Below are 25,082 nucleotides of genomic sequence, written 5' to 3' on the forward strand. Positions count from 1 at the left end.
TGGAGGCGGCGGCTTTTATCTTGGCACTTGCCATTTGCGTCAAATCGGCCAATACTGCCTGAGCTTGCATAGTAAACAAGACTGCAGTTTTGCTATTCCATCTGATCGCAAAGGAGGCTAGCCATGCCCGTCTGTCCCGTTGATCTTTGGCGCGCGCTGCACAGCGACGACTTTCCCGAAGGGGCCACCTTCCCCGACGGCAGTGCCCGTCCTGGCATCCTGTATCCGCTGTTCGAACAAAAAATCCTGCCCAAGCCGGGCGGCGGCACCCGCGTCCGCGAGCCTGACGTGACGGTGCGCGACGGCATGGTGCAAACAGGCGGCGGCACCTCGCTGTTCGACCGCAGCCACTGCTTCAAGGGCAAGAGCTGGCGCTACTTCAGCATCCCGAAAGACACTGAGGTCGATCCCAACCTCAAGATCATCTCCACTGGCTACAATGACTTCTTCGCGGCCGAGCATTACCAGATCGAGGTGCAAAAGCCGATGTTCGTGGCCGCGCTCAAAGGCGCGCTGGACAACCTGGCCCGGGCCGCCATCGCCAAGGCCGTGGCAAACGCACACAAGTAAGTTAAGCAAAATTCGCCAGTCAGGAGAGCACCATGAGTATCAGCGACCAAACCGTCATCATGGCCATCCGCGCCATCGCCGCCAAGACCAGGGAACTGGAAACGCAGATCAACGCGGGCGACGAGGATGACGTGTCGTACCTGGAGGAGGAATTGCTGGCCTACTCCAGGGCCCAGATGGACCTCAAGCGCCATTACATCGACGTGCAGCGGTTAAGCGATAACCTGCCACCGTACGACCGCCTGCTTGGCTAGCCCACGCGGCCGTTACATCTGCCGGAACAAGTCCACGTAGTTACGGCTGACCACCAGCTGTTCCGGCCGGCCTTTCAGCTGCACCATGAGCCGGCCGCGAAAATCCTGGCGCGTGCCGGCCACATGGCGCGCGGCCACGATCACGCTGCGGTGGATCTGCCAGAACTGCTGTTCGTCGAGCTGTTCGCGCAGCTTGCTCAGCGGGGTGCGGATCAGGCTTTCGCCCTCGGCCAGGAACACGCTCGTGTATTTGTCGTTGCTCTGGAAGTAGATCACGTCCTCGATCGGGATCAGGCGCGTCTCGTCGCCATGCGCGGCCCGTATCCATTGCAGGCTGGCCGCCGTTGCTGTTGCTGGCACGGGTGCTGGCGCGGCCGGCACGCCCCCCGGCACGCCCAGGTGCCCGGCCAACTGCTGCAACAACGCCTGCAAGGCCGCGGCCGAGGCGTCGCCAGAGACGGGCGCCACCGCCGGCGCGCCGGCCCCGCCCAGCCCTGGCTGTGCCTGCAGCGCGGCCTTCAGCTTCGCCACCGTCCTGCCCAGCCGCTCCTGGCTGACCGGCTTGAGCAGATAATCCACCGCCGCGTGTTCAAACGCAGCCACCGCATACTGGTCATAGGCCGTCACGAACACGATGCGCGGCGGCCGTTCGCCACTGGCCAGCCGGGCCGCCACGTCCAGCCCCGTCATGCCCGGCATGCGGATATCGAGAAACACCACATCGGGCGCTTGCTCGTCGATCAAGCGCAAGGCATCGAGGCCGTTGGCGGCTTTGGCCACGATGCGCAGTTCCGGCCAGGCGCTGGCCAGCTGGGTTTGCAAATGGTCGCGCAGGTGCGCTTCGTCGTCGGCGATTATGGCGCGGGGGTGGATGATGGCAGGCTCCCGTTCAATGGCAGCAGCAGACGCACGGTCATGCCGCAAGGTTGATTTTCCAACAATTGTACCTGAGCGTCGTTCCCGTACAAAGTGCGCAGCCGCTCGCGCAGATTGCCCAGTCCCACGCCGCCGCCACGCTTGCCCGACACCGGCCCCGCCCCGGCCAGGCCCACGCCGGTATCGCGCACTTCCAGGCACAAGCGGTTATCCTGGCGCCGCGCCGCCAGCACGATCTCGCCGCCTTCCACCTTGGGCTCCAAGCCATGGGCGACGGCGTTTTCCACCAGCGGCTGCAGCAGCATGGGGGCGATCACCACCGCGCGCAATTCCGCCGGCACATCGATGCGGTAGCGCAGCCGCTCGCCCATGCGCACGGCCAGCACGTCGAGGTAGGCCGCGATCAGGTCCGCGTCCGCGCCCAGCGTGGCCGATTCCTCGCGGCTGGCGGCCAGGCTGGCGCGCAGGTAGTCGATGAAGCGCTCCAGCATGTGGGCGGCCTGGGCAGGCTGCGGTGCGATCAGGCTCACCACGTTGGCCAGCGTGTTGTACAGGAAGTGCGGTTCGATCTGTGCCTGCAAGGCGCGCAGGCGGGCCTCGGCCAGCTGGCGTGCGCTGGCCTCCAGTTGCTCGCGCTGGCGCGCGGCCTGGGTTTCCGCCGCGATGCGCCGCTCGCCCGACAGGTGCACCACCAGCATGAACAAGGCGATGAAGACGGCCAGCGGCAGCACTTGCGTCAACGCCCGGCGGCTCACCAGCAGATGCAGCGGATCGCCGCCGCCCAACAGTGCGATACCGAGCGCGTAACCGAGCAAGGCGCAGCTCCCGGTCAGGACAAGCCGGTAGGCCAGCCGTGGCACGCCGCGCGCCCGCCGTGGCCATCCGCCCAGCAGCCAGTTGCCGGCCACCGTGCCCAGGTGGATCAGATAGCCGATCAGGTTGGAAATCAGCAGCATCGGCCACCAGTAATCGGCGAAGCGCGCGCCGCTGGCGCCAAACATCAGGCTTGCGCCAGCCAGGCACAGGGCCAGGCCCACGTTCCAGATGCCCGTGTACACCACGTTGCGCAGCGGCGAGGATGGCCAGCGCCGGAACAGCGGGATGCTGTCCAGGGGATGGGGACCAACCGCCATCTTCTCCGGACAGGTGGCGCGCGCCAAGACTGGCATGTTCAAATCATTCGGCATGTTCAACTTGTTCATGTTGGCGGGAAGGCCGGTCTAGCTGCCCAGCGCGGCCCCGATGGCCGCCCCCGGCAAGCCGGCGCGCCCGGCCGGCAACTGGCGCAGAATGACGCTGAACATCTGCTCCACGTCGATCGGCTTGGCGATGAAGTCGTTCATCCCAGCCAGGATGCATTCCTCCTGCTCGGCCTGCATCACGCCGGCCGTCATGGCCAGCACCGGCACATCGAGCCGCAGTTCGCCGCGGATGGCGCGCGTCGCTTCGAAGCCATCCATCACCGGCATCTGCACGTCCATCAGCACGGCGTCGTAGCCGTCAGGCTGGGCGCGCAGCATGTCGAGGGCGATCTGGCCGTTGTCGGCCACGCTGACCTGGGCACCGGCGAATTCAAGCATGCCGCGCGCCACGATCTGGTTCAGCGGATGGTCTTCCACCAGCAGCAGCCGCAGGCCGGCCAGGCGCTGGGCGGCCGCATCGGGCGCGCTGGCCAGCACAGTCTCGCCGGCGCGGTGGGCCAGCGCCTCGTGCAGCGTGTCGAACAGGCTGGACGCCGTCACCGGCTTGATCAGCACCGCGCTGGCGTCGCGCGCCTGCTCGGCCGCCATCAGCTTGTCGCGGCCGAACGCGCTGACCATGATCACCACCGGCAGCTCGCCATCGGGCAGCGCCGCGCGCAGCGCCTGCATGGTGGCCAGGCCGTCCATGTCCGGCATCTGCCAATCCGTCAGCACGGCGTCATAGCGCACGCCGCTGGCCAGGCCACGCTGCAGCAGCGCCACCGCTTCCGGGCCGGAGCGGGCGCTGTCGGCGTCCCATTTCCAGGCGTGGATGGTCTTGCACAGGTAATCGCGGCTGGTGTCGTTATCGTCCACCACCAGCAGCTTGAGCGGCCCGATCGGCATGGCCGGCGCGGCCTGTTCCGAGGCCAGCTGCAACGGCACGGTGACGGTGAACCGGCTGCCGCAGCCCACCGCGCTGTCGACCGTGATCGTGCCGCCCATCAGTTCCACCAGGCGCCGGCAGATGGCCAGGCCCAGGCCCGTGCCGCCGAAGCGGCGCGTGGTGGAGGCGTCGGCCTGGCTGAAGGCCGAGAACAGGCGGCTTTGCTGGGCCTTATCCATGCCGATGCCGGTGTCGCACACAACAAAGCGCAGGCTGGCGCTGTCGCCCTCGCGCGCGGCCAGCTCCACCAGCAGCGACACCTCGCCCTGCTCGGTGAACTTGACGGCGTTGGCCACCAGGTTGATGAGGATCTGCTGCAAGCGCATGGCGTCGCCCACCAGCGAGGGCGGCACGTCGGGATCGACACCGATGGCCAGCTCGATATTTTTTTCGCCCGCGTTGAGCGTCATCACGGTGGCGATGGCGTTCAGCACGTCGTTGAGCTGGAACGCCATGGGCGCCAGCTCCATGCGCCCGGCTTCGATCTTGGAAAAATCGAGCACGTCGTTCAGGATGCCCAGCAGCGCCTTGCCCGAGGCCAGGATCATGTCCAGGTATTTTTTCTGCACCGAGCTCAGTTCCGTATTGCCCAGCAAGTAGGCCACGCCCAGTACGGCGTTCATCGGCGTGCGGATCTCGTGGCTCATGTTGGCCACGAACTCGCTCTTGGCCCGGCTGGCCGCCGCCGCCCGTTTCTCGCTGGCGGCCTGCTGCAACTCGGAGGTCTTGCGGGCCGTGATGTCGGTGGCCATCAAATAGGTGCCGGCCACCGTGCCGTCCGGCGCCACGTCGGGCACCAGGTCGACCATGAAGTGCAGGATGCGGCCAGCGTGGGCGAGCTCGCGCTCGTAGTGGATGCGCTCGCCGTCCAGCGCCCGCGCCAGCTCGGCATGCCACGGCTCGGCCGTGCTGATCGCGATGTCCTGCACCCGCTTGCCCAGCATGGACTGGGGATCGATGCCCCACTGGCGCTGGTAATGGCTGTTGATGAACTGGTAGCGCCCGTCCCGGTCCAGGTAGGCGATCAGCACCGGCAGGTTGTCGGCGATGATGCGGGCCCGCTTCTCGCTGGCGGCGATCTGCTCCTCGTAGGCGATGCGGGCCGACACGTCGTGCAGGAAGGCGGTGGCCATGTAGCTGTCGCCATCGCGCACCACGCCCACCGACAACTCGACCGGCACTTCGCTGCCATCGCGCCGCATGGCCGGCACCCGCACCCGGTTGTTGATGATGGGGCCGGCGCCGCTGCTGGCGAAGGCGCGCATGCCGGCCACGTGGTGCTGGCGCAGCCGCTCGGGCACCAGCAACTGTCCGATGTCGGCGCCGATGGCCTCCTCGCGGGTCCAGCCGAAGGTGCTTTCCGCCTTGGCGTTCCATTCGGTGACGATGCCCTGGCTGTTACAGCTGACGAAGGCGTCCGGCGCCCGTTCGAGAATATTGCGGATCAGGGTTTCGCTGTCGCGCGTGCGCTGCTGGGCCACTTCGCGCTCGGCCATGAGCCGGTAGAACGCGCCGCTGAGCTCTCCAATCTCATCATTGCGATTCAATTGCAGCACCTGGATGCCGGCGCGGCTATGCTTGATGCGCGAGATATTGCGCCGCAAATGCTCCAGCGGCCGCAACAGCCGTTCTATCCCCACCCACGACAGCAGCCCGGCCAGCGCCGCGAACAGGGCCGCCGCGCCGGCCGCCTCGTAGCGCATCTGGCGCAGCGGCGCCAGCGCCTCATTGCTGGGAAAACGGGCCGCCACGATCCAGTCGGTCTGGCGCAGCCGCTTGTACGAATAGATGCCCTTCACGCCATCCTTGTTCTCCGCCTCGGTCCAGCCCTCGAAGCCGGCCAGCGCCATTTCCGTGGCCTTGTTGTAGCCCGGCCGGGCGTTGATGTTCTGCAGGATGCGCGCCTTGCTCGGGTGGCTCAGCAGCACGCCCTGGGCCGTCATGATGAAGGTGAAGCCCGTGCTGCCGGGCTTGAGGGCGCTGAGCGACTGGAACGGCGCGTAGCGCAACAGGTTGATGCCGCCGGCCAGCACCAGCGCCAGCTTGCCATTGCGGTCATACACGGGGGCCGTCACCAGCACCGTCGGCGCGCCCACGATATGGCTGAAGAACGGCGCCGAGATCACGCCGTGCCGGCCGGCCACGGTGCGGTCGAAATACGGCTGGCCCCTTGCATTGAACGGTTGCCGCGGCATGTCCGTGTCAAACGTGTCGACCAGCGTGCCGTCGGCGGCGTACACTTCCATGCTGTTGAACGCTGCGCGGCTGGTGGGGCGCTCGGCCAGGAATTGATGGAGCTGCTGCGCGTCGCGGTGGGCCGCCTCGGGCACGGACTCGGCCAGCGCGGCCAGCATGGCCAGCTTGCCGGCCAGGTGTTCGTCGATGTGCGCGGCCGCGCCGGCCAGCAAGGCATACTGCTGGTTACCGATCACGGCCTTCATGTCCCGTTCCGCCAGCAGCAACGCCGCTGCCGTCACGGTGACGGTGGCGGCCAGCACCAGCAGCACCACCAGGGTACTGAGCCTGAACTTCAAGGTGGCGGGTAAAAATCGGTTAAACGGCATGGGCGGTGTGGTCGTCACAACAACAATGAAATCCTAGTATCACACGGCACGGAGCGAAAGGCCATAGCCATGCCTGTGGCGCGACGGATACGCTGCGGCGCGTCGCGGCTGCGGCGGGGCCGGCGCACGCGGGATTTATGGCGCAGCAGCCCGCGTTTTGCGCTATAGTTATTTCCCAGGTTGCAACATCGGAGTTCCCATTTCATGACCGACGGCGTGGACACGAACCGGCAAACGACCGCAGCGCCCACCCGCCCCGCGGCGCTGGCCGCCTTGCTGCCCATCGTGCTGCTGGCGCTGATCTACTACGGCGCCGCGCGCCTGGGGCTGTTGCTGGCCTTCGCCCACAGCAACGCCACGCCCGTCTGGCCACCGTCCGGTATCGCGTTCGCCGCCCTGCTGCTGTTCGGCTACCGCCTGTGGCCAGGCATCCTGGTGGGCGCCCTGGCCGCCAACCTGGTCGCCTTCCATGTCAATGGCCTGCCGCTGGACGGCAAGGTGCTGGCCGTGTCAATGGCCATTGCCATCGGCAACACGCTCGAGACGCTGGTCGGCGCTTCCCTGATGCAGCGCTACACGGACGGCCCCCGGCCGCTCAACCAGCTCCACAACGTCTACAAGTTCGCCATCATCGCCATGGTCATGTCCATGGTCAGCGCCGGCATTGGCAGCAGCGCGCTGGTGCTGTCGCACCTGGTGCCGGCCAGCGCGCAGTGGACGGTGGTGAGCACCTGGTGGGTGGGCGACACGGCCGGCGTGCTGGTGGCCACGCCCACGCTGCTGGCCTGGCGCCACGCGCGCGGCCAGCGCTGGGGCAACGGACTCGCTCTCGAACTGGGCCTGTCGCTGGCGATCCTGCTCGCGGTGCTGCTGCTGGTGTTCGGGCGCCATTACCAGGCCGACAGCGACACCCAATGGCTGGCCTACCTGGTCCTGCCGTGCATCGCCTGGTCGGCCTGGCGCCACGGCCTGCGCGGCACCAGCCTGGTATGCCTGGCGACGGCCGGCGCGGCCGTGCTGGGCACCACCAACGGCCTGGGGCCGTTCGCCACCGGCACGCTGAACGACGCCCTGATCACGCTGGAGAGCTATGTCGTCGTCTGCAGCCTGCTGGGCATGGTGCTGTGCGCGGACGCGCGCGAGCGCCAGCGCCTGGCCAAGCCCCTGCATGGGCGCATCGTCACCCAGTGGCTGACCCTGTTCGCGGGCGTGGCGCTCACCGTCACGGTCTGGCAACTGGTGGGGGCCAGCACGGAACGGCGTGCCCGTGAACGTTTCGAGGTGAGCTGCACCAGCATCCAGCAACGCATCGTCAAGCGCATGACGCTGTACGAGACGGCGTTGCGCAGCGCCCAGGCCTTGTTCAAGGTCACCCCCAACGTGACGCGCCAGCAGTGGCACGACTACGTGGAAGGCATTGCCATCGAGCGTAATTTCCCCGGCCTGCAGGGCATGGGCTACGCCCGCTATCTGCGCCCCGGCGAACAGGCGGCACTGGAACGGGCCGTGCAGGCGTCGGGCTATCCGCGCTTTCGCGTCTGGCCGCCCTCGGACGGCGACGGCTATGCCCCGGTGCTGTACCTGGAGCCTTTCGCGGGGCGCAATTTGCGCGCGTTTGGCTACGACATGATGTCCGAGCCGACCCGCCGCAACGCCATGCTGGCGGCGGCCCGCAGCGGCCGCCCCACGCTGACGGCCAAGGTGACGCTGGTGCAGGAATCGGAAGAGCACGTGCAGGCCGGCTTCCTCATGTACCTGCCGGTCTATTCCACGGACGCGCCGCTGGCCACCCCGGAGCAGCGCCTGGCAGCCCTGCAAGGCTACGCTTACAGTCCGTTCCGCACGCTGGACCTGATGCAGGACGTGCTGGGCACGGACAACATGGCCGTACAACTCGACATCTACGACGGCGCCTCGACGGACGCCAGCGCGCGCCTGTACACCAGCGGCGGCCGCACGCCGGAGCAGGCCTGGCTGTACCCCAATCCCTTCCTGCGCACCAGCGCCCTGACCGTGGCCGATCACGCCTGGACGCTGCGTTTCACCTCCCTGCCCGCCTTCGAGGACGCCATCGACCGCCAGAAAAGCCATATCGTGCTGTTGGCCGGCACCGCCATCAGCCTGCTGTTCTTCGGCGTGGTGCGGGCCCTGACGGCGCGCCGCGAATACGCGCTGGCGCTGGCCGAGGACATGACGGCGGCCCTGCGCCGGTCCGAGGCTTCACTGCTGGCGGCCAAGGAACAGGCCGAGGCGGCCAGCCGCGCCAAGAGCGAATTCGTGGCCAACATGAGCCACGAGATCCGCACCCCGCTCAACGCCGTGCTGGGCATGACCCACCTGCTGCACAACACGGAGCTGTCGCCGGACCAGCGCAAATACCTGGACATGATCACCCAGTCCGGCAAATCGCTGCTCAGTATCCTCAATGACGTGCTGGATTTCTCCAAGATCGAAGCGGGCCGGCTGGAACTGGCGCCGGCCCCGTTCCAGCTGGCCACCCTGCTCGAGGCGATGGCCACCATCATGACCGTCAACGCCAGCGACAAGGACCTGGAGCTGGCCATCGGCGTCACGCCGCAGGTGCCGCTGCAGCTGATGGGCGACGCGCCGCGCCTGCAGCAGATCCTCATCAACCTGGTGGGCAACGCCATCAAGTTTACGGAAACGGGCACCGTATCGGTGCTGGTGGAACTGGCCGGACGCGACGGCGGCCAGGCCCAGTTGCGCTTCGTGGTGCGCGACACCGGCATCGGCATGGAACCGGCCATGTTGCAGCGCATGTTCGCGCCGTTCTCCCAGGCCGACGCCTCCATGACGCGCCGCTTCGGCGGCACCGGGCTGGGGCTGGCGATCTCGCGCCGCCTGGCCACGCTGATGGGCGGCGCCATCACGGCCCACACGGAGCTTGGCCGCGGCAGTGAGTTCGTGCTGACCGTGCCGCTGGCCGTGGCCGACCAGGGCACCGGGCGCCCGGCCGCCGGCGCGCCGCTGCTGGTGGTGGACGACCATGCCGTCAGCCGCGAGTACCTGTGCCAGACCATCCGCGCCTGCCACGGCGGGGCCGACGGCGTAGCCAGCGTGGAGGCGGCCGAGATCCAGCTGGCCCGCGCCGGCACCCGCTACGGCGCCGTGCTGCTGGACTGGCAGCTGCCGGGGCCGGACGCCGACACGGCCATCGCCCGCCTGCGCGCCGCCGCCCCCGGCACGCCAGTGCTGCTGATGGTGAGCGCTTTTGGCCAGGGCAAGCTGCTGCGCACCGACGTGTCGCACGCGGGCGACGCCGTGCTGCTCAAGCCCGTCACGCCGGAACGCCTGTCGGGCGCGCTGCAGCAGGTGCACGCGACCATGTCCAGCGCACCGGCCGACAAGGTGCAGCAGCGGCTCGACGGCATCAGCCTGCTGCTGGTGGAAGACAATCCCCTCAACCAGATCGTCGCGCGCAGCATGCTGGAGCACGCGGGCGCGCACGTGGACACGGTGGAAAATGGCTTGATGGCGCTGGACGCCCTGCGCGCCGACAGCGCCCGTTACGACCTGGTGCTGATGGATGTGCAGATGCCGGAGATGGATGGCTTTGAAGCGACCCGCCGTATCCGCGGCGAACTGGGGCTGAACCTGCCCGTGCTGGCCATGACGGCTGGCGTGCTGCTGTCCGAGCGCGAGCAGTGCATCGCCTGCGGCATGAACGACTTCATCGCCAAGCCGGTGGACGTGGAGCAGATGCTGCGCGCCATCGTGCGCAACCTGCCGGCGCTGCGGCGCCAGGCGCTGGCCGGCTGAGCCGGGCGCTTGTGGCGGGCCATGAATTAATGTAGTATCTTACATAAATCTTTAAACGCCTGTGTGCCATGACCACCCTGGAACTGAACCCCGCCGCTATCGCCACCCTGGTCCACACCTTCTACGACGACGTGCGGGCCGACCCGGAACTGGCGCCCATCTTCAACGCCGCCATCGGCGACCAGTGGGAACCGCACCTGGCGCGCATGGTGGAGTTCTGGTGCACGGTCATGCTGGGCCATAAGAGCTTCCAGGGCAATGTGTTTGGCACCCACATGCAGTTGTCGGGTGTGGAACCGCAGCACTTCCGGCGCTGGCTGGACCTGTTCCTGGCCACCGTCCAGCGCCTGTTCGCGCCCGAGGTGGCCGATGAATTCCTGATCGTCGCGCGCCGCATCGCTTCCAGCTTGCAGTACGGTTACTTTGGCAAAGTCGTAGCCCAATAAGCCATGGCGAGCCCACACCGTTTCATGTCGGCTTATAAGTAGTATTGCCGATACCTGTTTTTGGAAAACCTGCCATAATGGGTCATCCCAGCGGCCAACAAAGGAGATCACCATGAAAACCTTGCCCGACCATGTAGTCCATTACCGCAGCTCCCCCGTGTTCACGGACAGCACCGTGCCGGAAGCCCTGCGGCGCGGCCACACAACGGCCGCCGGCGTGTGGGGCCGCATCACCGTGCTCGAAGGCAGCCTGCGCTACCGCATCACGGACACTTCAGCGACACCGGAGGAACACATCCTCACTCCCCTGCACCCTGGCGTGGTCGAACCCCGGATCGAACATGCAGTGGAAGTGATCGGTCCCGTGAAATTCCAGGTTGATTTCCACCGCTGATTGCCGCCTCAGCGTTTTCTCATTTTGCGCCATTAAAGATGTATTCTATATATAGCTTCAATACCCACCAATCTCGAAAGCAGACCATGAACATCGACAAATTCAAGCACCAGCACATCGACATCCTGAGCGACATCGCCACCCTGCGCAAGCTGGTGCAGTCTGGCATCGTGAGCGCCGCGCCGGCCATCGCAGCCCGCATCGTCTCCATGAGCGGCGTGATCAAGCTGCACCTGGCCGTCGAGGACCGGGTGCTCTATCCCGCACTGGAAGCGAGCGGCGACGCCGAGCTGGCCCGCCTGAGCCGCCAGTATCAGGGCGAGATGGAAGGCATCGCGGCCAGCTACCTGGCCTTCGCGGCCAAGTGGAACACGCCCCGCCTGCTCGAACAGCAGCCGGAAGTATTCCGCGCCGAAGCCAACCAGGTGCTCAAGACGCTATACGAACGCATGAAGCGCGAAGACCACGAGTTCTATCCCGCCATCGAAGCGGCCAGCGCCGTGCCAATGGCTGCCTGAGGCGCTTAGAATTCCAGGTCTTCCATGATGGCGGCCAGGCCGGCCTTGGCGCAGCCCTCGTCGGCCGCGCCATTGGGCGCACCGGACACGCCGATGCCACCGAAGGTCACCCCGCCCGCCTCGACCAGGATGCCGCCGCCCACCGCCAGCACGTGGCCGATCTGGCGGATGCCGCTGGAATCCTTGTTGGCCTGCGTGCTCTCGGCCAGCGCCAGGCTGCTGGTCTTGAAGCTGATGGCGGTCCAGGCCTTGCCGATGGCCGCGTCGGGCGTATGCATGCCGGCGTAGCGGTCGCGCAGCATCACTTGCGGCACGCCGCTGCGGTCGAGCACCGCCACGGCCACCTGGTAACCGCCGTCGCGGCATTTTTTCAGCGCGCCCTGGGCCGCCTTGAGCGCCGTCTCCGGCGTCATCAGCTTGACGGCGTAGGTGGTGTCGGCCGCTTGCGCGCGCTGTGCCGCCAGTGCCGCCAGCAGCAGCGCCGCCGCCATGGTCCATGCCCCTGTTGTCCGTACCGCTTTGCCTTGCTGCTTCATGGTCGCTCTCCCTGAGGTTTGCCGCCTGCGTGAGACGCCAGCCGCCGTACCGCCTCGGCCAGCGCGTTATCCAGATAGCCGCCATACAGGCCGGTGGTGTCGCCGCCCACGATGGGCGCGGCCAACAGCGCGCCACTGGCGTCCACCAGCACCACGGTGGGCGCGAAGCGCGCGCGGTAGCGTGCCGCCAGCGCCTTGCCGCTGGTGGGCGCGCCGTCGAAACCGCGCAGCGGCGCCGTATCGTCCAGCTGCACTTCCCGCACCACGGGCCGCCGCGCCGGTGGCAAGTCCCGTTGCAGCGGCAGCAGGTAGTTGCGCCGCACGACCAGGCAATAGCCGCAGTCGGGCAGCGAGAACAGCAGCACCACAGGCATGCCGCGCGCCGCCGCCTCGGCCGCGTCGGCGCGCAAGTCCCGGGCTGGCGCCAGCAATTCCATCAGAACTGCGGGTAGTACAGCTTGGCCGGTTCCAGCTTGTAGGTCCACGGCAGGCCCGCGTTCTTCCAGCCGTTAACCACGCGCTGGCCGGCCTGCGGGCCATCCTTGGCCAGGTCGCCTTCGAAGCCGTCCACCACCGTGTAGACCTTATGGTAGCCCAGTTGCACCAGCAGGTTGGCGGCGCGGCCGCTGCGGTCGCCGGAGCGGCACATCAGGATCACCGTGTCGTCCTTGCCCATGCCCCTGGCCGTCAGGCGGCGCGCCAGTTCCGGGCCGAAGTCGTTATTGACGGACATGGTCCAGCGGCCATTCTTGGCGTCCCAGCCCGCGTCATCGGGATGCTCGAGGTAAGGGATGTTGGCGTCGGCCACGGTGGGCATGCCCAGGTAAGCCACTTCGTAGCGGGTGCGCACGTCCACCATGTAGGCATGTTCGCCCAGGCGCTGCTTGAGCGCATAGGCCTCTTTCGCGTCCACGTACTGGGCGCCGGCGGCGCGCTTGGCCTCGGGCACGGCCGCCGCGTCGAACGCGCTGGCGTGGCCCGCCGCGCCGGCCAGCGCCAGCCAGATTGCGGCGCACAGGAGGCGGGAGGTTGATTGCATGAGGTTCTCCGTCTGGTTGATGTTATTTCAGCGCGATGCCGGGATTGCCGTCCATGCCGATCAGGCGCGGCGTATTGAGCTTGCGGGGCGCGATGGTCTTCTTGTCGCGCAGCCATTTGCCCACCACTTCCCATACCGGCTCGCCGCTGGCGCCTTCGGCCACGGGCGCCCAGCCGGCCACCTTGTAGGTCTTGTCGGCGTCGATCAACTTGCCGTTCAGGCGCATATCCTGGATGCGCGCACCCATGCGCGCGTTCGGCTCGATCGCGTAGCTCATGCCACCCACGCGCACCATGTCGCCGCCCTGCTGGTAGTACGGGTCGGGATTGAACAGGTTGTCGGCCACGTCCTCCATGATGTTCTTGATGGTGGCGCCCGTCATCTCCGTCAGCGTGCTGTAGGAATAGGTCGTCGCCGTCTGGTCCATCAGGTGTTCCATCAGGATCGGGCTGTCCGGCAGCAGCGAGGTACCCCAGCGGAAACCGGGCGAGAACGCCAGGTCCGCGCCCTTCACGTCGATCAGCGCATCGACGATCAGCTGGTCGAAGGTGCCGTTGAAATTGCCGCGCCGGTACAGCGTGCCCTGGGTCATGGCCAGTTTTTCATTGAGCTTGGCCTCGTAGGGCGCGCGGATCTTCTTGACCAGCGCCGCCATGTCGCGGTCGGCCGGCAGGAAGTTGGAGAACACGGGCAGCAGCTTGTAGCGGTAGCCCTGGATGGCGCCGTCGCGCACATCGAAATCGAGCACGCCGAGGAATTTGCTGTTGCTGCCGGCATTGGTCACCAGCGTCTTGCCGCCGCCGTTGGCCACGATCACGGGCGCGGGCATGCCGTCGTGGGTATGGCCGCCCATGATGGCGTCGATCCCGCGCACGCGCGAGGCCATCTTCAGGTCCACGTCCATGCCGTTGTGGGACAGCACGACGACCACCTTGGCGCCCTTGGCGCGGCATTCGTCCACCATCTTCTGCATGTTCTCTTCCTGGATGCCGAAGCTCCATTCCGGCACCATGTAGCGCGGGTTGGCGATCGGCGTGTACGGGAATGCCTGGCCGATGATGGCCACCTGCACGCCGTTCATCTCCTTCATCACGTAAGGCTTGAAGACGGGATCGCCAAAGTCCGTAGTCTGGATGTTCTGGGCCACGAAATCGACCTTGCCCTTGAAGTCGCGCTCGACGATCTCCTTGACCCGCTTGTCGCCCAGCGTCATTTCCCAGTGCGCCGTCATCACGTCCACGCCCAGCTCCAGGCAGGCGTCCACCATGTCCTGGCCGTTGGTCCACAGGGCCGTGGCCGAGCCTTGCCAGGTGTCGCCACCATCGAGCAGCAAGGCGCCGGGCCGGCTGGCGCGCATGCGCTTGACCAGCGTGGACAGGTGGGCGAAGCCGCCCACCTTGCCGTAGGTGGCCGCCGCCTGCTCGAAATTGAGGTAGGTGAAGGCGTGCGCCTCCGGCGTGCCGGGCTTGATGCCCGTCTGGCGCAGCAGTTGTTCGCCCACCAGGTGCGGCATGCGGCCCACGGCCTGGCCCACGCCCAGGTTCACGTTCGGCTCACGGAAGTACACCGGCGTCAGTTGCGCGTGGCAGTCCGTGAAGTGCAGCAGGTGCACATTGCCATAACGGGGCACGTCGTACAACGCGCCGGCCGATGGCGCGGCCAGCGCGCCCTTGGCGTCGAGCAGCATGCCGCCGGCCGCCGCGATGCCCATCACCTGCATGAATTCTCGCCGACTCAGACTCATATCATTTTCCTTATCAATCTTGTGCGTTCGCCGTATGTCACTGGTATATCACTGGTTGACCGGCGATGCGGGGTCCAGCAGCAACGCCATCACGTCGCGGATCTGGGCTTCGGTCAGGATGCCGTTGTGGCCGAAGCGCGGCATGCTGGAACAGGCTTTGAAGGCCTGCGAGTTGAAGATCTTGCCCCAGGTGTAGCGCATGATTTCGGCGCTCTGGCCACGCAGCTTGCCGTACTGGTACAGCGACGGGCCGATATTGCCAAATGAGATCTCGTCCTTGCGCAACTGGTGGCACGCATAGCAATTGCCACCGTTGACGCTGCCCACCGCGTCCGAGGACTGCATGCCGCGCCCGTTCTGGGCGATCTTCTCGCCCTCCTCCCACTTGCCCAGCCAGACGCCATCGGCCGGATAAACGATGGTCTTGAGCTGGCTCGCTTCGATCTTCGCGTCCACCTTCTTGCTGCGCGCGGCCGGTTGTGCGCTGCAGATCTTCTGCACCTCGTCCTGCTGGGTCACCCGTTCCACCGTGGCCGGTCCCTTGGAGCGGAAGTCGCTGGACAGCATGTCGTGGGCCATCTTGGCGTAATCCGGGCCGGCCGCAGCCGCCGTGGCACAGGCGCCCGCGAACAGCAATGCCACTGCCTTGTCGATATGTCGCATCTGCGTCTCCTTAACGTTTCAGCGCGGGCGCGTCGAACTTGCCGCCGTCGGCGCTCTTGGCCAGGTACATGGTGAGCGCCGTCACCGCGTCCGACGCATACACGGGCTCGGGGAAGCGCTGCTGACGGAAGCAGTCCATCAGCCGGTGCTGCATGGTGCGCACTTCACCCTGCGACACGCGGTAGGCGGGCCACGTGGTGTAGGCCGCCTGCGCGTTGGCCTTGTTCAGTATGTTGGGCAGTTCCTGCAGGCGGATGCGCTGGCCGTCCGTGCCGTGACAGGTGGCGCACGCGAAATCGTGCGCGCCGCCACGGTAGAAGAACAACTTCTTGCCCACTTCATAGGCCTGCTTTTCCAGCGGGTGCGCGGTCGACACGTTCATCGGCATGCCGCGCGATTCGGCCGCCACGTAACTCATGATGGCTTCGATGTCGGACGGTTTGCCGGGCGCCGCGAACGGATTCGCCAGCGCCTCGGCCTGGGTCAGGCCCTGGATCGTCATGCGGCAGTATGCCAGGCGCTGCTCGGCGTCCATCACCTTGCCCGTGTCCTTGAAAAAGCGCGGCAGCGACACGTACGCGCCTTTCAGCACGCCGGGCCCCTGGCCCATGTCGCAGGTCTCGAGCGAGGCCTGCTTGGGGCCAGCCTTCTTCTTCCACAGCTCCTCGCCGCGCATTTCCCACAGCTCGGCCGGATTACCGTCGGCCAGCATCTGCCGGTACTTGGCGATTTCGTCGGTGGCCGACGTCTGCGCCCACGCCGGCAATGCCGCCAGCGCCGACAGGATCAAACAAGCTTGTCTCTTCATGGTGTCTCCTCCGTTTGCTTGCCTGGCGTGGCGCCTGGTCAGCTGACGACGCCTTCGTCAGTGCGGCTGTCGCCCGTGTTGTCCACCCACGTCACGCTGACCTTGTCGCCCTTGGCGCCGCCCTTGAACTTGAAGGACAGGAACGGGTCTTTCGACACCGAGGGGCCGAACTGCGCATCCAGCACCACCTTGTCCTTGCACTTGACCACCAGCGTCTTGATGTGGTGGGCCGGTATCACCTTGCCCGCCGCATCCTTGCGCTGGCCCGTTTCCATATCGTGACGCATCAAAATCTTCACTTCCACCGTGTCGCCCGCGGAAGCGGCGCGAATACGCATCGGATCACCCATGATCTTTCCTTTACTGTGATGTGTTTAAGAGACTCGCCGGCGCGCGGATCAACCGCCGCAACCGCCCAGCGTGACCTTGATTTCCTTGCTGGCCACCAGCCACTTGCCGTCCGCCTTGACCAGCGCGTGCACGTTGGAGGTGGCGCCCATCTTCACGCGGGTGCTGATGGCGGCCTCGGTACCGGCCGGGATCACGAAGCCGGCCGACATGGCGCTCGGGTTCTTGTCCACCAAAATGGCCATGTATTCCGTGTTGGCGGCCTTGGACGCGATCGAAACCGGCACCACGGCGCCGTTCTCGGCGATGTCCGGGCCGCTCACCGTCACGTCGGGGCTGACGGCGAACTTGTCGCCACCGAGCGCCTTGAGCACATCTTCCAGGCTCTTGGCGTCGAACACCTTCTGGCTCCATTCAGCCGCGAAGACGTCGGACGGCTTGAGCAGGCCCGCCGTAAATGCCATGCCCAGCACGGACGAAATCCGCAGCATGTCGCGTCGACTTTGATTCATCACTCTCTCTCCTATCGAAAATTACGGGGCTGGCTGTTGGCCAGGCCCACGGTTGGCGCAGTCTTGCCGCTGCCTTCTTGCTTGATGCATTCGGATCGGCAGGGCCACATGGCCCGCCGTCAATGTGCTACGTCCCCATTGGCCGGTTATTTGGCGCCGCCCAGCACCCACGCCACCAGGGTCTGGATCTCGTCATCCTTCAAGCTGGCCTGGGGCGGCATGGGGATGGCACCCCAGGTGCCGCTGGTACCGGCGCGCACCTTGGCCGCCAGCGCCGCGGGCGCGCCCGCGTCACCGCGATAGCGGGCCGCCACGTCGCTGAACGCGGGACCGACGATCTTGTTGGTGATGCCGTGGCAGGCCACGCAAGCGTACTGCTTCGCCAGCTTCAGGCCCGCGCTCTCGGCGGCCACCGGCGCGGCGGCGGCAGCGGCAGGCGCGTTGTTGGAACCCACCGGCGCCGTCGGCGCGGGCTTGGTGGTGTCGGCACCGCGCACGGGACCGAAGGTACGGTTCTGCAGCGCGATATTGCCGTGCGCGTTGCGCGATGGCTCCGGCAAGGTGGACCGCACGCCCGGTTCGACGGGGCAGTTCTTCATGCAGGCCACGCTGTGCACATCGGGCTTGCCCTTGATGTCCCACATGCCATGGTTGGTCTCCATGCCGTTCCGGTTCGGCATGCGCTTTTGCACCTCGGCGATATTCTGGTCCGACAGCGTGAAATCGTCCGGCACGATCTCGCCCATGTTGAGGATGTAGGCCAGCACGGCGTACACCTCGTCCGTCTTGAGCGACTTGGGCGCCGTCCACGGCATGGCGCGGTTGATGTAGTCCCACAGCGTGGAGACGGTGGCCACCTTCATCAGGGTCGTCTTTTGCGGCTGCCGGCCCGTTTTCAGCGCGGCCACATGGCCGGTCTTGATGTCGTCGGCCGTGGTGCCACCGACGATGGGCGTGAACACTTCGTTCGATTCGCCAAACGTGCCGTGGCAGCTGGCGCAGCGTCCTTCCCAGATCACCTGGCCGGCCGCCACCGTGCCCGAGCCCTTGGGCAAGCCCTTGAAGTCGGGGCGCACGTCAATATCCCAGGCCGCCACTTCGGCCGCCGTGGCGGGACGGCCCAGGCCCGTGGGCGTGGCGGTGGCGGCGGCGGCAGGCGCGGCCGACACCTGCCAGCTGGCGCTCACCAGCGCCGTCAACAGGACGGATTTAATAAACCTGGACATTGGACACCTCGCCGGATTGTGCGACTTGCCAGGACTGGATCGCATTGTTGTGGTAGATGGATTTGGTACCGCGCACGGCGCGCAGCTCGTTGATCTTGGGCTGCACATAGCCCGTCTCGTCGATCGCGCGCGACTGCAGCACGGCGGGCGAGCCGTCCCACACCCAGTCGATGTTAAAGCGCGTCAGGCACTTGGGCAGCACGGGCGACTCCAGCCGCGCGGTACGCCAGTTGCGGCCACCGTCGACGGATACATCGACCCGCTTGATCCTGCCTCGCCCGGACCATGCCAGGCCAGTCACGTTGTAGAAGCCCTTGTCGAGCAAGGTCTGGCCGGCCGATGGCGTGGTGATCACGGACTTGCATTCCTGGATGGACGTGTACTGGCGGAAGTTCCCGTCCGGCATGGCGTCGATGTAGTGCACGGCTTCGTCCTTGGTGGCGTAAGGCTGGTCGCCCACTTCGATCCGGCGCAGCCACTTGACCCACGACACACCCTGCACGCCCGGCACCACGAGGCGCAGCGGGTAGCCATTCTCGGGGCGCAGCATCTCGCCGTTCATGCCCCAGGCCACGATCACATCGTCCAGCGCGCGATCGAGCGAAATGGTGCGCGTCATGGCCGATCCGTCGCCGCCCTCGGCCAGGATCACGCGCGCATTCTTCTTGTCGTAGCCGCATTCCTCCAGCAGCACGGACAAGGGCACGCCGGTGAATTCGCTGCAGCTGAGCATGCCGTGCGAATACTGCACGGTGGGCACGGCCACATTGCCCCACTCCATGGCCGTGTTGGCGCCGCATTCGATGAAATGCATGCGCGACACGGACGGCATGCGCATCAAATCGTCCATGGTGTACACCTTGGGCGTCTTGACCATGCCGTTGATCATCAGGCGATGGGTGGATGGGTCGATGTCATACCAGCCCTGGTGGTGGCGCTCGAAATGCAGGCCGCTGGGCGTGATGATGCCGAACAGGCCTTGCAGCGGCGTGAAGGCGACGGAAGCGGCGCCCACCCGCGTCAGGCCCGGCGATTCGCGCCGCAGCAGATTGGTTTCGAATTTGGAGGGCATGCCATACGGATTGCTGGCCACCGGCTTGCCCAGCGTGCGCGCATGCTCGGGCAGGTTCAGGATGTTGGGGTCGCCGGCCGACTGGGCCAGCGCGCTGCCGCCCGCCAGCGCCGCGCCGGCGGCCAGGAAGCTGCGCCGCAGGAAGCCCCGCCGTTCCTCGTTCAGGCCGGAGGCCGTGATGTCAGCGGCCAGCTGGCCATCGACGAAATGTTCGGGCGCGCGCAGGATGCGCCCCCGCTGCGTGGGTGTGTTCGCCATGAAGTGTCTCTCTCCCTTGCTATAACAATATAGTTATATGATCAATTAGGCATATTTAGCTTACAAGAAAGCCGCCGCCTGCGCGGCTTTCCCCTAGTCGTCGCCGACCATGAACGTGCCCGCCACCTTCTCGGCGGACGCGCGACTCTCGATCCGGCTGGCCATTTGCCCGCAGACAGTGCGGCACAGGTCGATCGTAGCCTGGTCATCTATCCGGTAATAGACTTGCGTACCTTCCTTGCGCCGGCCCAGTATCCTGGCCCGGTACAGCATGTTCAGCTGGCGCGACACGTTGGCCTGGGTCGATTCGATCTCCGTGACGATCTCGCCCACGGGGCGCTCACCGGCGCACAGCGCGTGCAGGATCTTGAGCCGCGTCGGTTCCGACAGCAGGAAGAAGTAGTTCGACACTTCCTCAAACACTTCGCCCATGGCTTCCCGGCCTAAATTCTCTTTCATTTCTAAATCACTATATGCATATATGCGCATATAACCAGATTCGCCCGATAAACGCAAGCGCGATGCTATTTTGCGTGCAGGCTCTCGCGCTCCATCAGGATGTAGGTGTCGTAGGCGTTCAGGCGGTTGGCGGCCGTGAATGCCGGATAGCCGGCAAAGCGGCTCCAGTCCGTCTGCGCGTAAGCCTGCTCGAACGGCACCATGTCGGCCACGGCCGCCCCCATCTTGTCGCGAAGAAACAACAAATAGTCCCGGGTCAGGGCGATGTCGTCCAGCGGCGCGCGCGACATCTCGCCGTGGCCGGGCACCACCACTTGCGGGCGCAGCGCGAGCATGCGCTCGAGCGCCGTCAGCCACACCTTGCTGTCGGCGTCGCCCACGAAGGGGATGCGGCCAGTGAAGAACAGGTCGCCGGCGAACAGCATGTGGTCCTCGTCCACGGCCAGCATGATGTCGCCGTCGGAATGGGCGCCGCTGCTGTCGATGACGCGCAGGTGCAGTCCGCCCATCTCGAACGGGATGTCACTGCCTGGCGCGAAGCTGAGCCAGCGGTCGGCCGGCACCAGCCGGGTCTGGGCGTTGACCCATGGCGCCAGCGCTGCGCGCCGCTGGGCCAGGCGCTCGCGCGCCAGGTCCGAGGCCAGGTACAGCTTGCCGTTCTCGTGCGCCCACACTTCCGCGCCGCGCGCCTTGAACGCCTGCAGGCCGTAGAAATGGTCGGCATGGTAGTGGCTGACGATCACCCGCCGCACGGGCTGGCGCGTGACGCGCGCGATCGCGGCCAGCATGGCCTCGCCCAGCGCCGGACTGCCCAGCGTGTCGAACACCAGCACCCCGTCATTGGTGACGACAAAGCCGGCGTTGGACATGAAGCCCTGGTTCTCGGCCCCCGCCACCCCGGCCTGGCCGTGGAAATAGTAGACATGGGGCGAGACGGGAATGGCGTCCAGGCGCAGCCCGGCGGGCGCCGCCGCCGCCGGCAGCGGCACCATCCATGCCACCGTCCATGCCACCATCAGCGTCAGCACGCCGGCCACTGCCTTGTTCCAGCTCCCCATACCGCCTCCTCGTTCGCGCCGCCGCCTCAACGACCTGCCAATACACAACACCCGCATCAAGATAGCACCATTTGCGTATATGCCTATAGAAGCATATATGGTTTAATTGCTGGTGACAACATGAACTGAGTACGCCATGAACTTGCTGACGCTGATGGAAACGGTGGGAGAAAGCCAGACGCTGGCCCTGGGCGGCCTGCTGATCGGGCTGTGCTTCGGCTACCTGGCCCAGCGCTCGCGCTTCTGCCTGCGCTCGGCCGTGATCGAGACCTGCCACGGCCCGTTGGGCGGCAAACTGGCCATCTGGCTGCTGGCGTTCGGCGCGGCCATCACCCTCACCCAGTTGTTCATCCTGGCCGGCCTGCTCGACGTGCGCAGCGCCCGCCAGCTGGCCACGCGCGGCACGCTGTCGGGCGCGCTGGTGGGCGGCCTGCTGTTCGGTTCCGGGATGATCCTGGCCCGTGGTTGCGCCAGCCGGCTGCTGATCCTGGCCGGCACCGGCAACCTGCGCTCGCTGCTGTCGGGCCTGGTGTTCGCGGTGGTGGCGCAAGCGTCGCTGGGCGGCGTGCTGGCGCCGCTGCGCCTGGCCATCAGCGACTGGTGGACCATCGATGGCGGCGACGCGCGCGACCTGCTGGTATGGTTCCACGCCAGCCACGGCATCGGCCTCGCGTTCGGCCTGGCCTGGCTGGCCGGCGGGCTGGCGTTCGCCTGGCGCGCCCGGCTCGGCCCGTGGCCGGCCCTGGCGGGCGCCGCCTGCGGGGCCATGGTGGCCTGCGCCTGGCTATTCAACTACCAGGTGTCGGCCCAGGCGTTCGAACTGGTGCCCGTCAAGAGCCTCAGCTTCACGGGGCCGGCGGCCGACATGCTGATGCTGGTGCTGTCGCCGCCCGGCAAGCCGTGGAACTTCGACATCGGCCTGGTGCCCGGCGTGGCGCTGGGCGCCTTCCTCGGCGGCCTCAAGGGACGCGAACTGAAGCTGGAAGGCTTCAAGGATGGCCTGAGCATGCGCCGCTACCTGGTCGGCGCGGCCTGCATGGGCCTGGGCGGCATGCTGGCCGGCGGCTGCGCCGTGGGTGCCGGGGTGTCGGGTGCGGCCGTGTTCGCCCTCACGGCCTGGATCACGCTGTTCGCCATCTGGGGCGCGGCCGCCGCCACCGACTACCTGATGGACCGCCAGACCACCTGAGCGCCACCGCCACCGCCCGCGCGGCAATATTCACCGTTTCATTCTTGCTCAATGGCATAATTGGCACGGGAACCCCTCCAGCGCGCTCAAGTTCTACCGCAAACTACGTGGGACGGGATACACTTGCTCCAATAGCAATTGGTTGACTGTGATTAACAGGCCCGCGCGACGGGCCGCCATACCATACCAGACCACGATGCCCCTGATGCCTCCGACACCGCTTTTCCAGTTCTCCCCCCGCCCCGCTTGGCAGCGTTGAACCACAAGCGCCCGGCGGGGCAGGCTGCACCGTCGCCCAGCCTATCGCTGGCGCCGCAGCCGTGCTGCGCGCCCGCGGCCGGCTGGCCGCTGGCCGGCGCGCTGGCGCTGGCCGCGCTGGCGCTGGCCGCCCCGCCCGCCCAGGCCGACACGGTGCCCGACAACATGGGCGCGCGCGGCGTCCATGGCGAGCAGTTGGCGCAGGTGGCCGACCCGGCCCGGCGCCCGCGCGCGGCGGCCGGCACGCTGGCCGTACTCTACCCCGATATTGGCGAGCCCTACCGCAAGGTGTTCACGGAAATCCTCGAAGGCATCGAGGAACAGGCCCAGACGCGCGTGCATGGCTACCCCGTGGCCGCCAGCGCCGATCCGGCCGAACTGCAGGCCACGCTGAAAAACAACGGTTGCCGGGTCGTCATCGCACTGGGCCGGCAAGGCTTGAAGACGGCCAGCGGCCTCGACCTGCCGCTGGGCATGGTGGTGGGCGGCGTCAGCTCCGTGCCGGAGGCCGACAAGCTGAACGGCATCAGCCTGACGCCCGATCCGGGCCTGCTGTTTTCCCACCTGAAAGGCTTGCTGCCGGGCGTGCGGCGCGTGATCGTCGTCTACAACCCGCATACCAATGAGCCGCTGATCAAGCTGGCGCGCGAAGCGGCCCGGGCCCAGGGACTGGAGTTGCAGACGCTGGAGGCGACCGACCTGGCCGGCGCCGTGCGCCGCTACGAAACAGCCCTGGCCGGCGCCGACGGCCGGCGCGACGCGCTGTGGCTGCCGCCTGACCCGCTCACGGTGGACGAGGCCGTGATCGTCCCCATGGTGCTGCGGGAGTCGTGGAATCGCAACATCGCCATTTTTTCCAGCAGCATCCTGCACGTGCGCAAAGGCGCCCTGTTCGCCCTCTATCCCAACAATTTCGAGCTGGGCCGCGACCTGGCCACGCTGGCCCTGGCGCGCCTGAACGGCGACCCGGCGCGGCGCGGGGTGGCGCCGTTGCGGGCCGTGCGCACGGCGCTCAACACCCGCAGCGCCAGCCACATGGGGCTAAATATTTCCGCCAGTCAACAGCATAGTTTTGATGCAATATTCCCCGAACCTTGACCATAGCAAGTTGCCCATGTTTTCTGGCAACAAATTTCCTTTAGTTTAACTCGCTTCAGCATATATACTACGGCGTACCTTGGTCCCAAGTCGCAAGGGACGGCAACTGACAGCTGAATGAATACCATGAACCTCCCCGCCGGCCGCCGCGTGCGCGCCTGCATCGCCTTACTGCTGGCCCTGGCCGGGATAGTCGCGACGGGGCCGGCCAGCGCCCAGCGCGGCGACCAGCCCTCCATCGTCGACCTGCCCGGCCCCCACGTGCATTCCGACGTCGGGGCCCTGATGGACCGCATCGAGTCGGGCAATGTACCGGCCCCCTACCGCCCCGTCACCCTGGCCCAGCTGGAAGACCAGTTGCGCCGGCCCGAACTGCAAGCGTCGATCGGCAAGGGCGGCACCATCGCCGTGCTCTACCCCAACGTCGAGGAGCCGTTCCGCTCCGCCTTCGTGAGCATGATCCAGGGCATCGAGGAGCGCACCAAGCTGCACGTGCGCAGCTACCCGGTGGACCCGCGCGTCGATACCGCTGAACTGAACAGCACCCTCAAGCGCAACGGCACCCGCGTCGTGATCGCGCTGGGCCGCCAGGGCTTGAACGCGACGGCCGGCCTGGACAAGGAGATCACGGTGCTGGCCGGCGGCGTGCTGCTGCTGTCGGAGGCCGACAACGTGGCCGGCATCAGCATGACGCCCGACCCGGCCCTGCTGTTCGCCCGCCTGCGCGCACTGCTGCCGGAATTGAAACGGGTGATCGTCGTCTACAACCCGCAAAAGACGGAATGGCTGATCAAGCTGGCGCGCGAGGCGGCCCGCGCCCAGGGCCTGGAACTGTCGACCCACGTGGCCGGCGACCTGGCCCGCGCGGCCCAGCTCTATCCGCAGCTGATCGCGGCCGCCGACAACCGCCACGACGCCGTCTGGCTGCCGCATGACACCACCACCGTCGAGGAAGGCACCATCTTGCCGCTGGTGCTGCGCGAATCGTGGAACAGCGGCGTGCCCCTGTTCTCGAGCAACGCGCTGCACGTGAAGAAAGGCGCGCTGTTCGGCATGGTGCCCAACAACGTCGAACTGGGCCGCACCCTGGCCAGTTCCGCGCTCGGGGTGATCGCCGGCGACAACCGGCGCCGCAGCCTGACCCCGCTACGCGAACTGCAGACGGCCATCAACGTGCGCACGGCCAGCCATATCGGCCTGAACCTGGGGGAACGCCAGCAGCGCAGTTTTGACTTCGTCTACCCCCAGCCGTGAAACGTTAGCATCCCATTCGACTCCTGAGCAC

Annotated in this window: 24 protein-coding genes; 9 read left to right on the plus strand and 15 right to left on the minus strand. The window is 66.7% G+C overall.

What is annotated here, in order from left to right; translation table 11 throughout:
- The first annotated feature begins 123 nt into the window (after positions 1-123).
- Both H3H36_RS03090 and H3H36_RS03095 read left to right on the plus strand, forming a co-directional pair.
- The gene (locus tag H3H36_RS03090) at positions 124-570 is read left to right on the plus strand and encodes a Tse2 family ADP-ribosyltransferase toxin (protein WP_182213851.1); all 447 of its coding nucleotides are present in this window, start codon (positions 124-126) and stop codon (positions 568-570) included.
- A 32-nt stretch (positions 571-602) separates the two neighbouring features.
- Positions 603-824: a Tsi2 family anti-toxin gene (locus H3H36_RS03095; protein ID WP_182213853.1), complete on the plus strand. Its 222-nt coding sequence runs from the start codon at positions 603-605 to the stop codon at positions 822-824.
- Positions 825-836: 12 nt separating this feature from the next.
- Here the strand turns inward: H3H36_RS03095 and H3H36_RS03100 are convergent, their stop codons facing one another.
- The 3 genes from H3H36_RS03100 to H3H36_RS26865 are packed head-to-tail and all read right to left on the minus strand — an operon-like array spanning position 837 to position 6,391.
- Positions 837-1,658, minus strand: coding sequence for a LytR/AlgR family response regulator transcription factor (locus H3H36_RS03100; RefSeq protein ID WP_229219706.1), 822 nt, complete (start codon positions 1,656-1,658; stop codon positions 837-839).
- Between the two features lie 20 nt (positions 1,659-1,678).
- Positions 1,679-2,869: a sensor histidine kinase gene (locus H3H36_RS03105; RefSeq protein WP_182213856.1), complete on the minus strand. Its 1,191-nt coding sequence runs from the start codon at positions 2,867-2,869 to the stop codon at positions 1,679-1,681.
- A gap of 51 nt (positions 2,870-2,920) precedes the next feature.
- Positions 2,921-6,391: a response regulator gene (locus tag H3H36_RS26865; protein WP_229219673.1), complete on the minus strand. Its 3,471-nt coding sequence runs from the start codon at positions 6,389-6,391 to the stop codon at positions 2,921-2,923.
- Positions 6,392-6,595: 204 nt separating this feature from the next.
- Here H3H36_RS26865 and H3H36_RS03115 point away from each other — a divergent pair, with 204 nt between their 5' ends.
- The 4 genes from H3H36_RS03115 (at position 6,596) to H3H36_RS03130 (ending at position 11,529) form a co-directional block, all read left to right on the plus strand.
- A complete protein-coding gene (locus H3H36_RS03115; protein WP_182213858.1) occupies positions 6,596-10,171 on the plus strand; it encodes a CHASE domain-containing protein in 3,576 nt (1,191 codons plus the stop codon).
- Between the two features lie 68 nt (positions 10,172-10,239).
- Positions 10,240-10,617, plus strand: a complete 378-nt coding sequence (locus H3H36_RS03120; RefSeq protein ID WP_182213860.1) for a group III truncated hemoglobin — start codon at positions 10,240-10,242, stop codon at positions 10,615-10,617.
- Positions 10,618-10,729: 112 nt separating this feature from the next.
- Positions 10,730-11,011 (plus strand): TehB family protein, encoded by a 282-nt coding sequence (locus tag H3H36_RS03125; RefSeq protein WP_182213862.1) that lies wholly within the window; start codon positions 10,730-10,732, stop codon positions 11,009-11,011.
- An 86-nt stretch (positions 11,012-11,097) separates the two neighbouring features.
- Complete coding sequence (locus tag H3H36_RS03130) at positions 11,098-11,529, plus strand: hemerythrin domain-containing protein (protein WP_182213864.1); 432 nt, start codon at positions 11,098-11,100, stop codon at positions 11,527-11,529.
- 5 nt (positions 11,530-11,534) lie between these two features.
- Here H3H36_RS03130 and H3H36_RS03135 read toward each other — a convergent pair whose 3' ends face one another.
- The 12 genes from H3H36_RS03135 to H3H36_RS03190 all read right to left on the minus strand — a co-directional run bounded on the left by H3H36_RS03135 (position 11,535) and on the right by H3H36_RS03190 (position 21,252).
- Positions 11,535-12,065: a GlcG/HbpS family heme-binding protein gene (locus H3H36_RS03135; protein ID WP_220459592.1), complete on the minus strand. Its 531-nt coding sequence runs from the start codon at positions 12,063-12,065 to the stop codon at positions 11,535-11,537.
- A complete protein-coding gene (locus H3H36_RS03140) occupies positions 12,062-12,502 on the minus strand; it encodes a thioredoxin fold domain-containing protein (RefSeq protein WP_182213866.1) in 441 nt (146 codons plus the stop codon). Before H3H36_RS03140 ends, H3H36_RS03135 begins: the two co-directional genes overlap by 4 nt.
- Complete coding sequence (locus H3H36_RS03145) at positions 12,502-13,104, minus strand: rhodanese-like domain-containing protein (protein WP_182213868.1); 603 nt, start codon at positions 13,102-13,104, stop codon at positions 12,502-12,504. Before H3H36_RS03145 ends, H3H36_RS03140 begins: the two co-directional genes overlap by 1 nt.
- 22 nt (positions 13,105-13,126) lie before the next feature.
- Positions 13,127-14,848 carry a thiosulfohydrolase SoxB gene (soxB, locus tag H3H36_RS03150; protein ID WP_182213871.1) on the minus strand — a complete coding sequence of 574 codons (1,722 nt, stop codon included), beginning with the start codon at positions 14,846-14,848 and terminating at the stop codon, positions 13,127-13,129.
- A 48-nt stretch (positions 14,849-14,896) separates the two neighbouring features.
- Positions 14,897-15,511, minus strand: a complete 615-nt coding sequence (gene soxX, locus H3H36_RS03155; protein WP_182213873.1) for a sulfur oxidation c-type cytochrome SoxX — start codon at positions 15,509-15,511, stop codon at positions 14,897-14,899.
- Positions 15,512-15,521: 10 nt separating this feature from the next.
- Positions 15,522-16,319 (minus strand): sulfur oxidation c-type cytochrome SoxA, encoded by a 798-nt coding sequence (soxA, locus tag H3H36_RS03160; RefSeq protein WP_182213875.1) that lies wholly within the window; start codon positions 16,317-16,319, stop codon positions 15,522-15,524.
- A gap of 38 nt (positions 16,320-16,357) precedes the next feature.
- Positions 16,358-16,669, minus strand: coding sequence for a thiosulfate oxidation carrier complex protein SoxZ (gene soxZ, locus H3H36_RS03165; RefSeq protein ID WP_182213877.1), 312 nt, complete (start codon positions 16,667-16,669; stop codon positions 16,358-16,360).
- 48 nt (positions 16,670-16,717) lie between these two features.
- On the minus strand, positions 16,718-17,179 hold the full coding sequence (gene soxY / locus H3H36_RS03170; protein ID WP_182213879.1) for a thiosulfate oxidation carrier protein SoxY: 462 nt from the start codon (positions 17,177-17,179) through the stop codon (positions 16,718-16,720).
- A gap of 146 nt (positions 17,180-17,325) precedes the next feature.
- Positions 17,326-18,405 (minus strand): c-type cytochrome, encoded by a 1,080-nt coding sequence (locus H3H36_RS03175; RefSeq protein WP_182213880.1) that lies wholly within the window; start codon positions 18,403-18,405, stop codon positions 17,326-17,328.
- A complete protein-coding gene (gene soxC / locus H3H36_RS03180) occupies positions 18,389-19,735 on the minus strand; it encodes a sulfite dehydrogenase (RefSeq protein ID WP_182213882.1) in 1,347 nt (448 codons plus the stop codon). Before soxC ends, H3H36_RS03175 begins: the two co-directional genes overlap by 17 nt.
- Positions 19,736-19,828: 93 nt before the next feature.
- Positions 19,829-20,194, minus strand: coding sequence for an ArsR/SmtB family transcription factor (locus H3H36_RS03185; RefSeq protein ID WP_229219674.1), 366 nt, complete (start codon positions 20,192-20,194; stop codon positions 19,829-19,831).
- Between the two features lie 65 nt (positions 20,195-20,259).
- The gene (locus tag H3H36_RS03190) at positions 20,260-21,252 is read right to left on the minus strand and encodes an MBL fold metallo-hydrolase (RefSeq protein WP_229219675.1); all 993 of its coding nucleotides are present in this window, start codon (positions 21,250-21,252) and stop codon (positions 20,260-20,262) included.
- A 136-nt stretch (positions 21,253-21,388) separates the two neighbouring features.
- Here H3H36_RS03190 and H3H36_RS03195 point away from each other — a divergent pair, with 136 nt between their 5' ends.
- The 3 genes from H3H36_RS03195 (at position 21,389) to H3H36_RS03205 (ending at position 25,051) form a co-directional block, all read left to right on the plus strand.
- Positions 21,389-22,441: a YeeE/YedE family protein gene (locus H3H36_RS03195; protein ID WP_182213884.1), complete on the plus strand. Its 1,053-nt coding sequence runs from the start codon at positions 21,389-21,391 to the stop codon at positions 22,439-22,441.
- A gap of 255 nt (positions 22,442-22,696) precedes the next feature.
- The gene (locus H3H36_RS03200; protein ID WP_229219676.1) at positions 22,697-23,797 is read left to right on the plus strand and encodes an ABC transporter substrate-binding protein; all 1,101 of its coding nucleotides are present in this window, start codon (positions 22,697-22,699) and stop codon (positions 23,795-23,797) included.
- A 126-nt stretch (positions 23,798-23,923) separates the two neighbouring features.
- Positions 23,924-25,051: an ABC transporter substrate binding protein gene (locus H3H36_RS03205; protein ID WP_229219677.1), complete on the plus strand. Its 1,128-nt coding sequence runs from the start codon at positions 23,924-23,926 to the stop codon at positions 25,049-25,051.
- Positions 25,052-25,082: the final 31 nt, after the last annotated feature.

This window comes from Rugamonas fusca (assembly GCF_014042365.1).
Classification (GTDB): domain Bacteria; phylum Pseudomonadota; class Gammaproteobacteria; order Burkholderiales; family Burkholderiaceae_D; genus Rugamonas; species Rugamonas fusca.

Bases quoted from the DNA above. Each gene is read 5' to 3' on its own strand.
- H3H36_RS03175 (WP_182213880.1), bottom strand. From the start codon at position 18,405: ATGTCCAGGTTTATTAAATCCGTCCTGTTGACGGCGCTGGTGAGCGCC.
- soxX (WP_182213873.1), bottom strand. From the start codon at position 15,511: ATGCGACATATCGACAAGGCAGTGGCATTGCTGTTCGCGGGCGCCTGT.
- H3H36_RS03140 (WP_182213866.1), bottom strand. From the start codon at position 12,502: ATGGAATTGCTGGCGCCAGCCCGGGACTTGCGCGCCGACGCGGCCGAG.
- soxZ (WP_182213877.1), bottom strand. From the start codon at position 16,669: ATGGGTGATCCGATGCGTATTCGCGCCGCTTCCGCGGGCGACACGGTG.
- H3H36_RS03190 (WP_229219675.1), bottom strand. From the start codon at position 21,252: ATGGGGAGCTGGAACAAGGCAGTGGCCGGCGTGCTGACGCTGATGGTG.
- soxA (WP_182213875.1), bottom strand. From the start codon at position 16,319: ATGAAGAGACAAGCTTGTTTGATCCTGTCGGCGCTGGCGGCATTGCCG.
- H3H36_RS03130 (WP_182213864.1), top strand. From the start codon at position 11,098: ATGAACATCGACAAATTCAAGCACCAGCACATCGACATCCTGAGCGAC.
- H3H36_RS03205 (WP_229219677.1), top strand. From the start codon at position 23,924: ATGAACCTCCCCGCCGGCCGCCGCGTGCGCGCCTGCATCGCCTTACTG.
- soxC (WP_182213882.1), bottom strand. From the start codon at position 19,735: ATGGCGAACACACCCACGCAGCGGGGGCGCATCCTGCGCGCGCCCGAA.
- soxB (WP_182213871.1), bottom strand. From the start codon at position 14,848: ATGAGTCTGAGTCGGCGAGAATTCATGCAGGTGATGGGCATCGCGGCG.
- H3H36_RS03145 (WP_182213868.1), bottom strand. From the start codon at position 13,104: ATGCAATCAACCTCCCGCCTCCTGTGCGCCGCAATCTGGCTGGCGCTG.
- H3H36_RS03195 (WP_182213884.1), top strand. From the start codon at position 21,389: ATGAACTTGCTGACGCTGATGGAAACGGTGGGAGAAAGCCAGACGCTG.
- H3H36_RS03115 (WP_182213858.1), top strand. From the start codon at position 6,596: ATGACCGACGGCGTGGACACGAACCGGCAAACGACCGCAGCGCCCACC.
- H3H36_RS03095 (WP_182213853.1), top strand. From the start codon at position 603: ATGAGTATCAGCGACCAAACCGTCATCATGGCCATCCGCGCCATCGCC.
- H3H36_RS03185 (WP_229219674.1), bottom strand. From the start codon at position 20,194: ATGAAAGAGAATTTAGGCCGGGAAGCCATGGGCGAAGTGTTTGAGGAA.
- H3H36_RS26865 (WP_229219673.1), bottom strand. From the start codon at position 6,391: ATGCCGTTTAACCGATTTTTACCCGCCACCTTGAAGTTCAGGCTCAGT.
- H3H36_RS03120 (WP_182213860.1), top strand. From the start codon at position 10,240: ATGACCACCCTGGAACTGAACCCCGCCGCTATCGCCACCCTGGTCCAC.
- H3H36_RS03135 (WP_220459592.1), bottom strand. From the start codon at position 12,065: ATGAAGCAGCAAGGCAAAGCGGTACGGACAACAGGGGCATGGACCATG.
- H3H36_RS03090 (WP_182213851.1), top strand. From the start codon at position 124: ATGCCCGTCTGTCCCGTTGATCTTTGGCGCGCGCTGCACAGCGACGAC.
- soxY (WP_182213879.1), bottom strand. From the start codon at position 17,179: ATGAATCAAAGTCGACGCGACATGCTGCGGATTTCGTCCGTGCTGGGC.
- H3H36_RS03125 (WP_182213862.1), top strand. From the start codon at position 10,730: ATGAAAACCTTGCCCGACCATGTAGTCCATTACCGCAGCTCCCCCGTG.
- H3H36_RS03105 (WP_182213856.1), bottom strand. From the start codon at position 2,869: ATGCCAGTCTTGGCGCGCGCCACCTGTCCGGAGAAGATGGCGGTTGGT.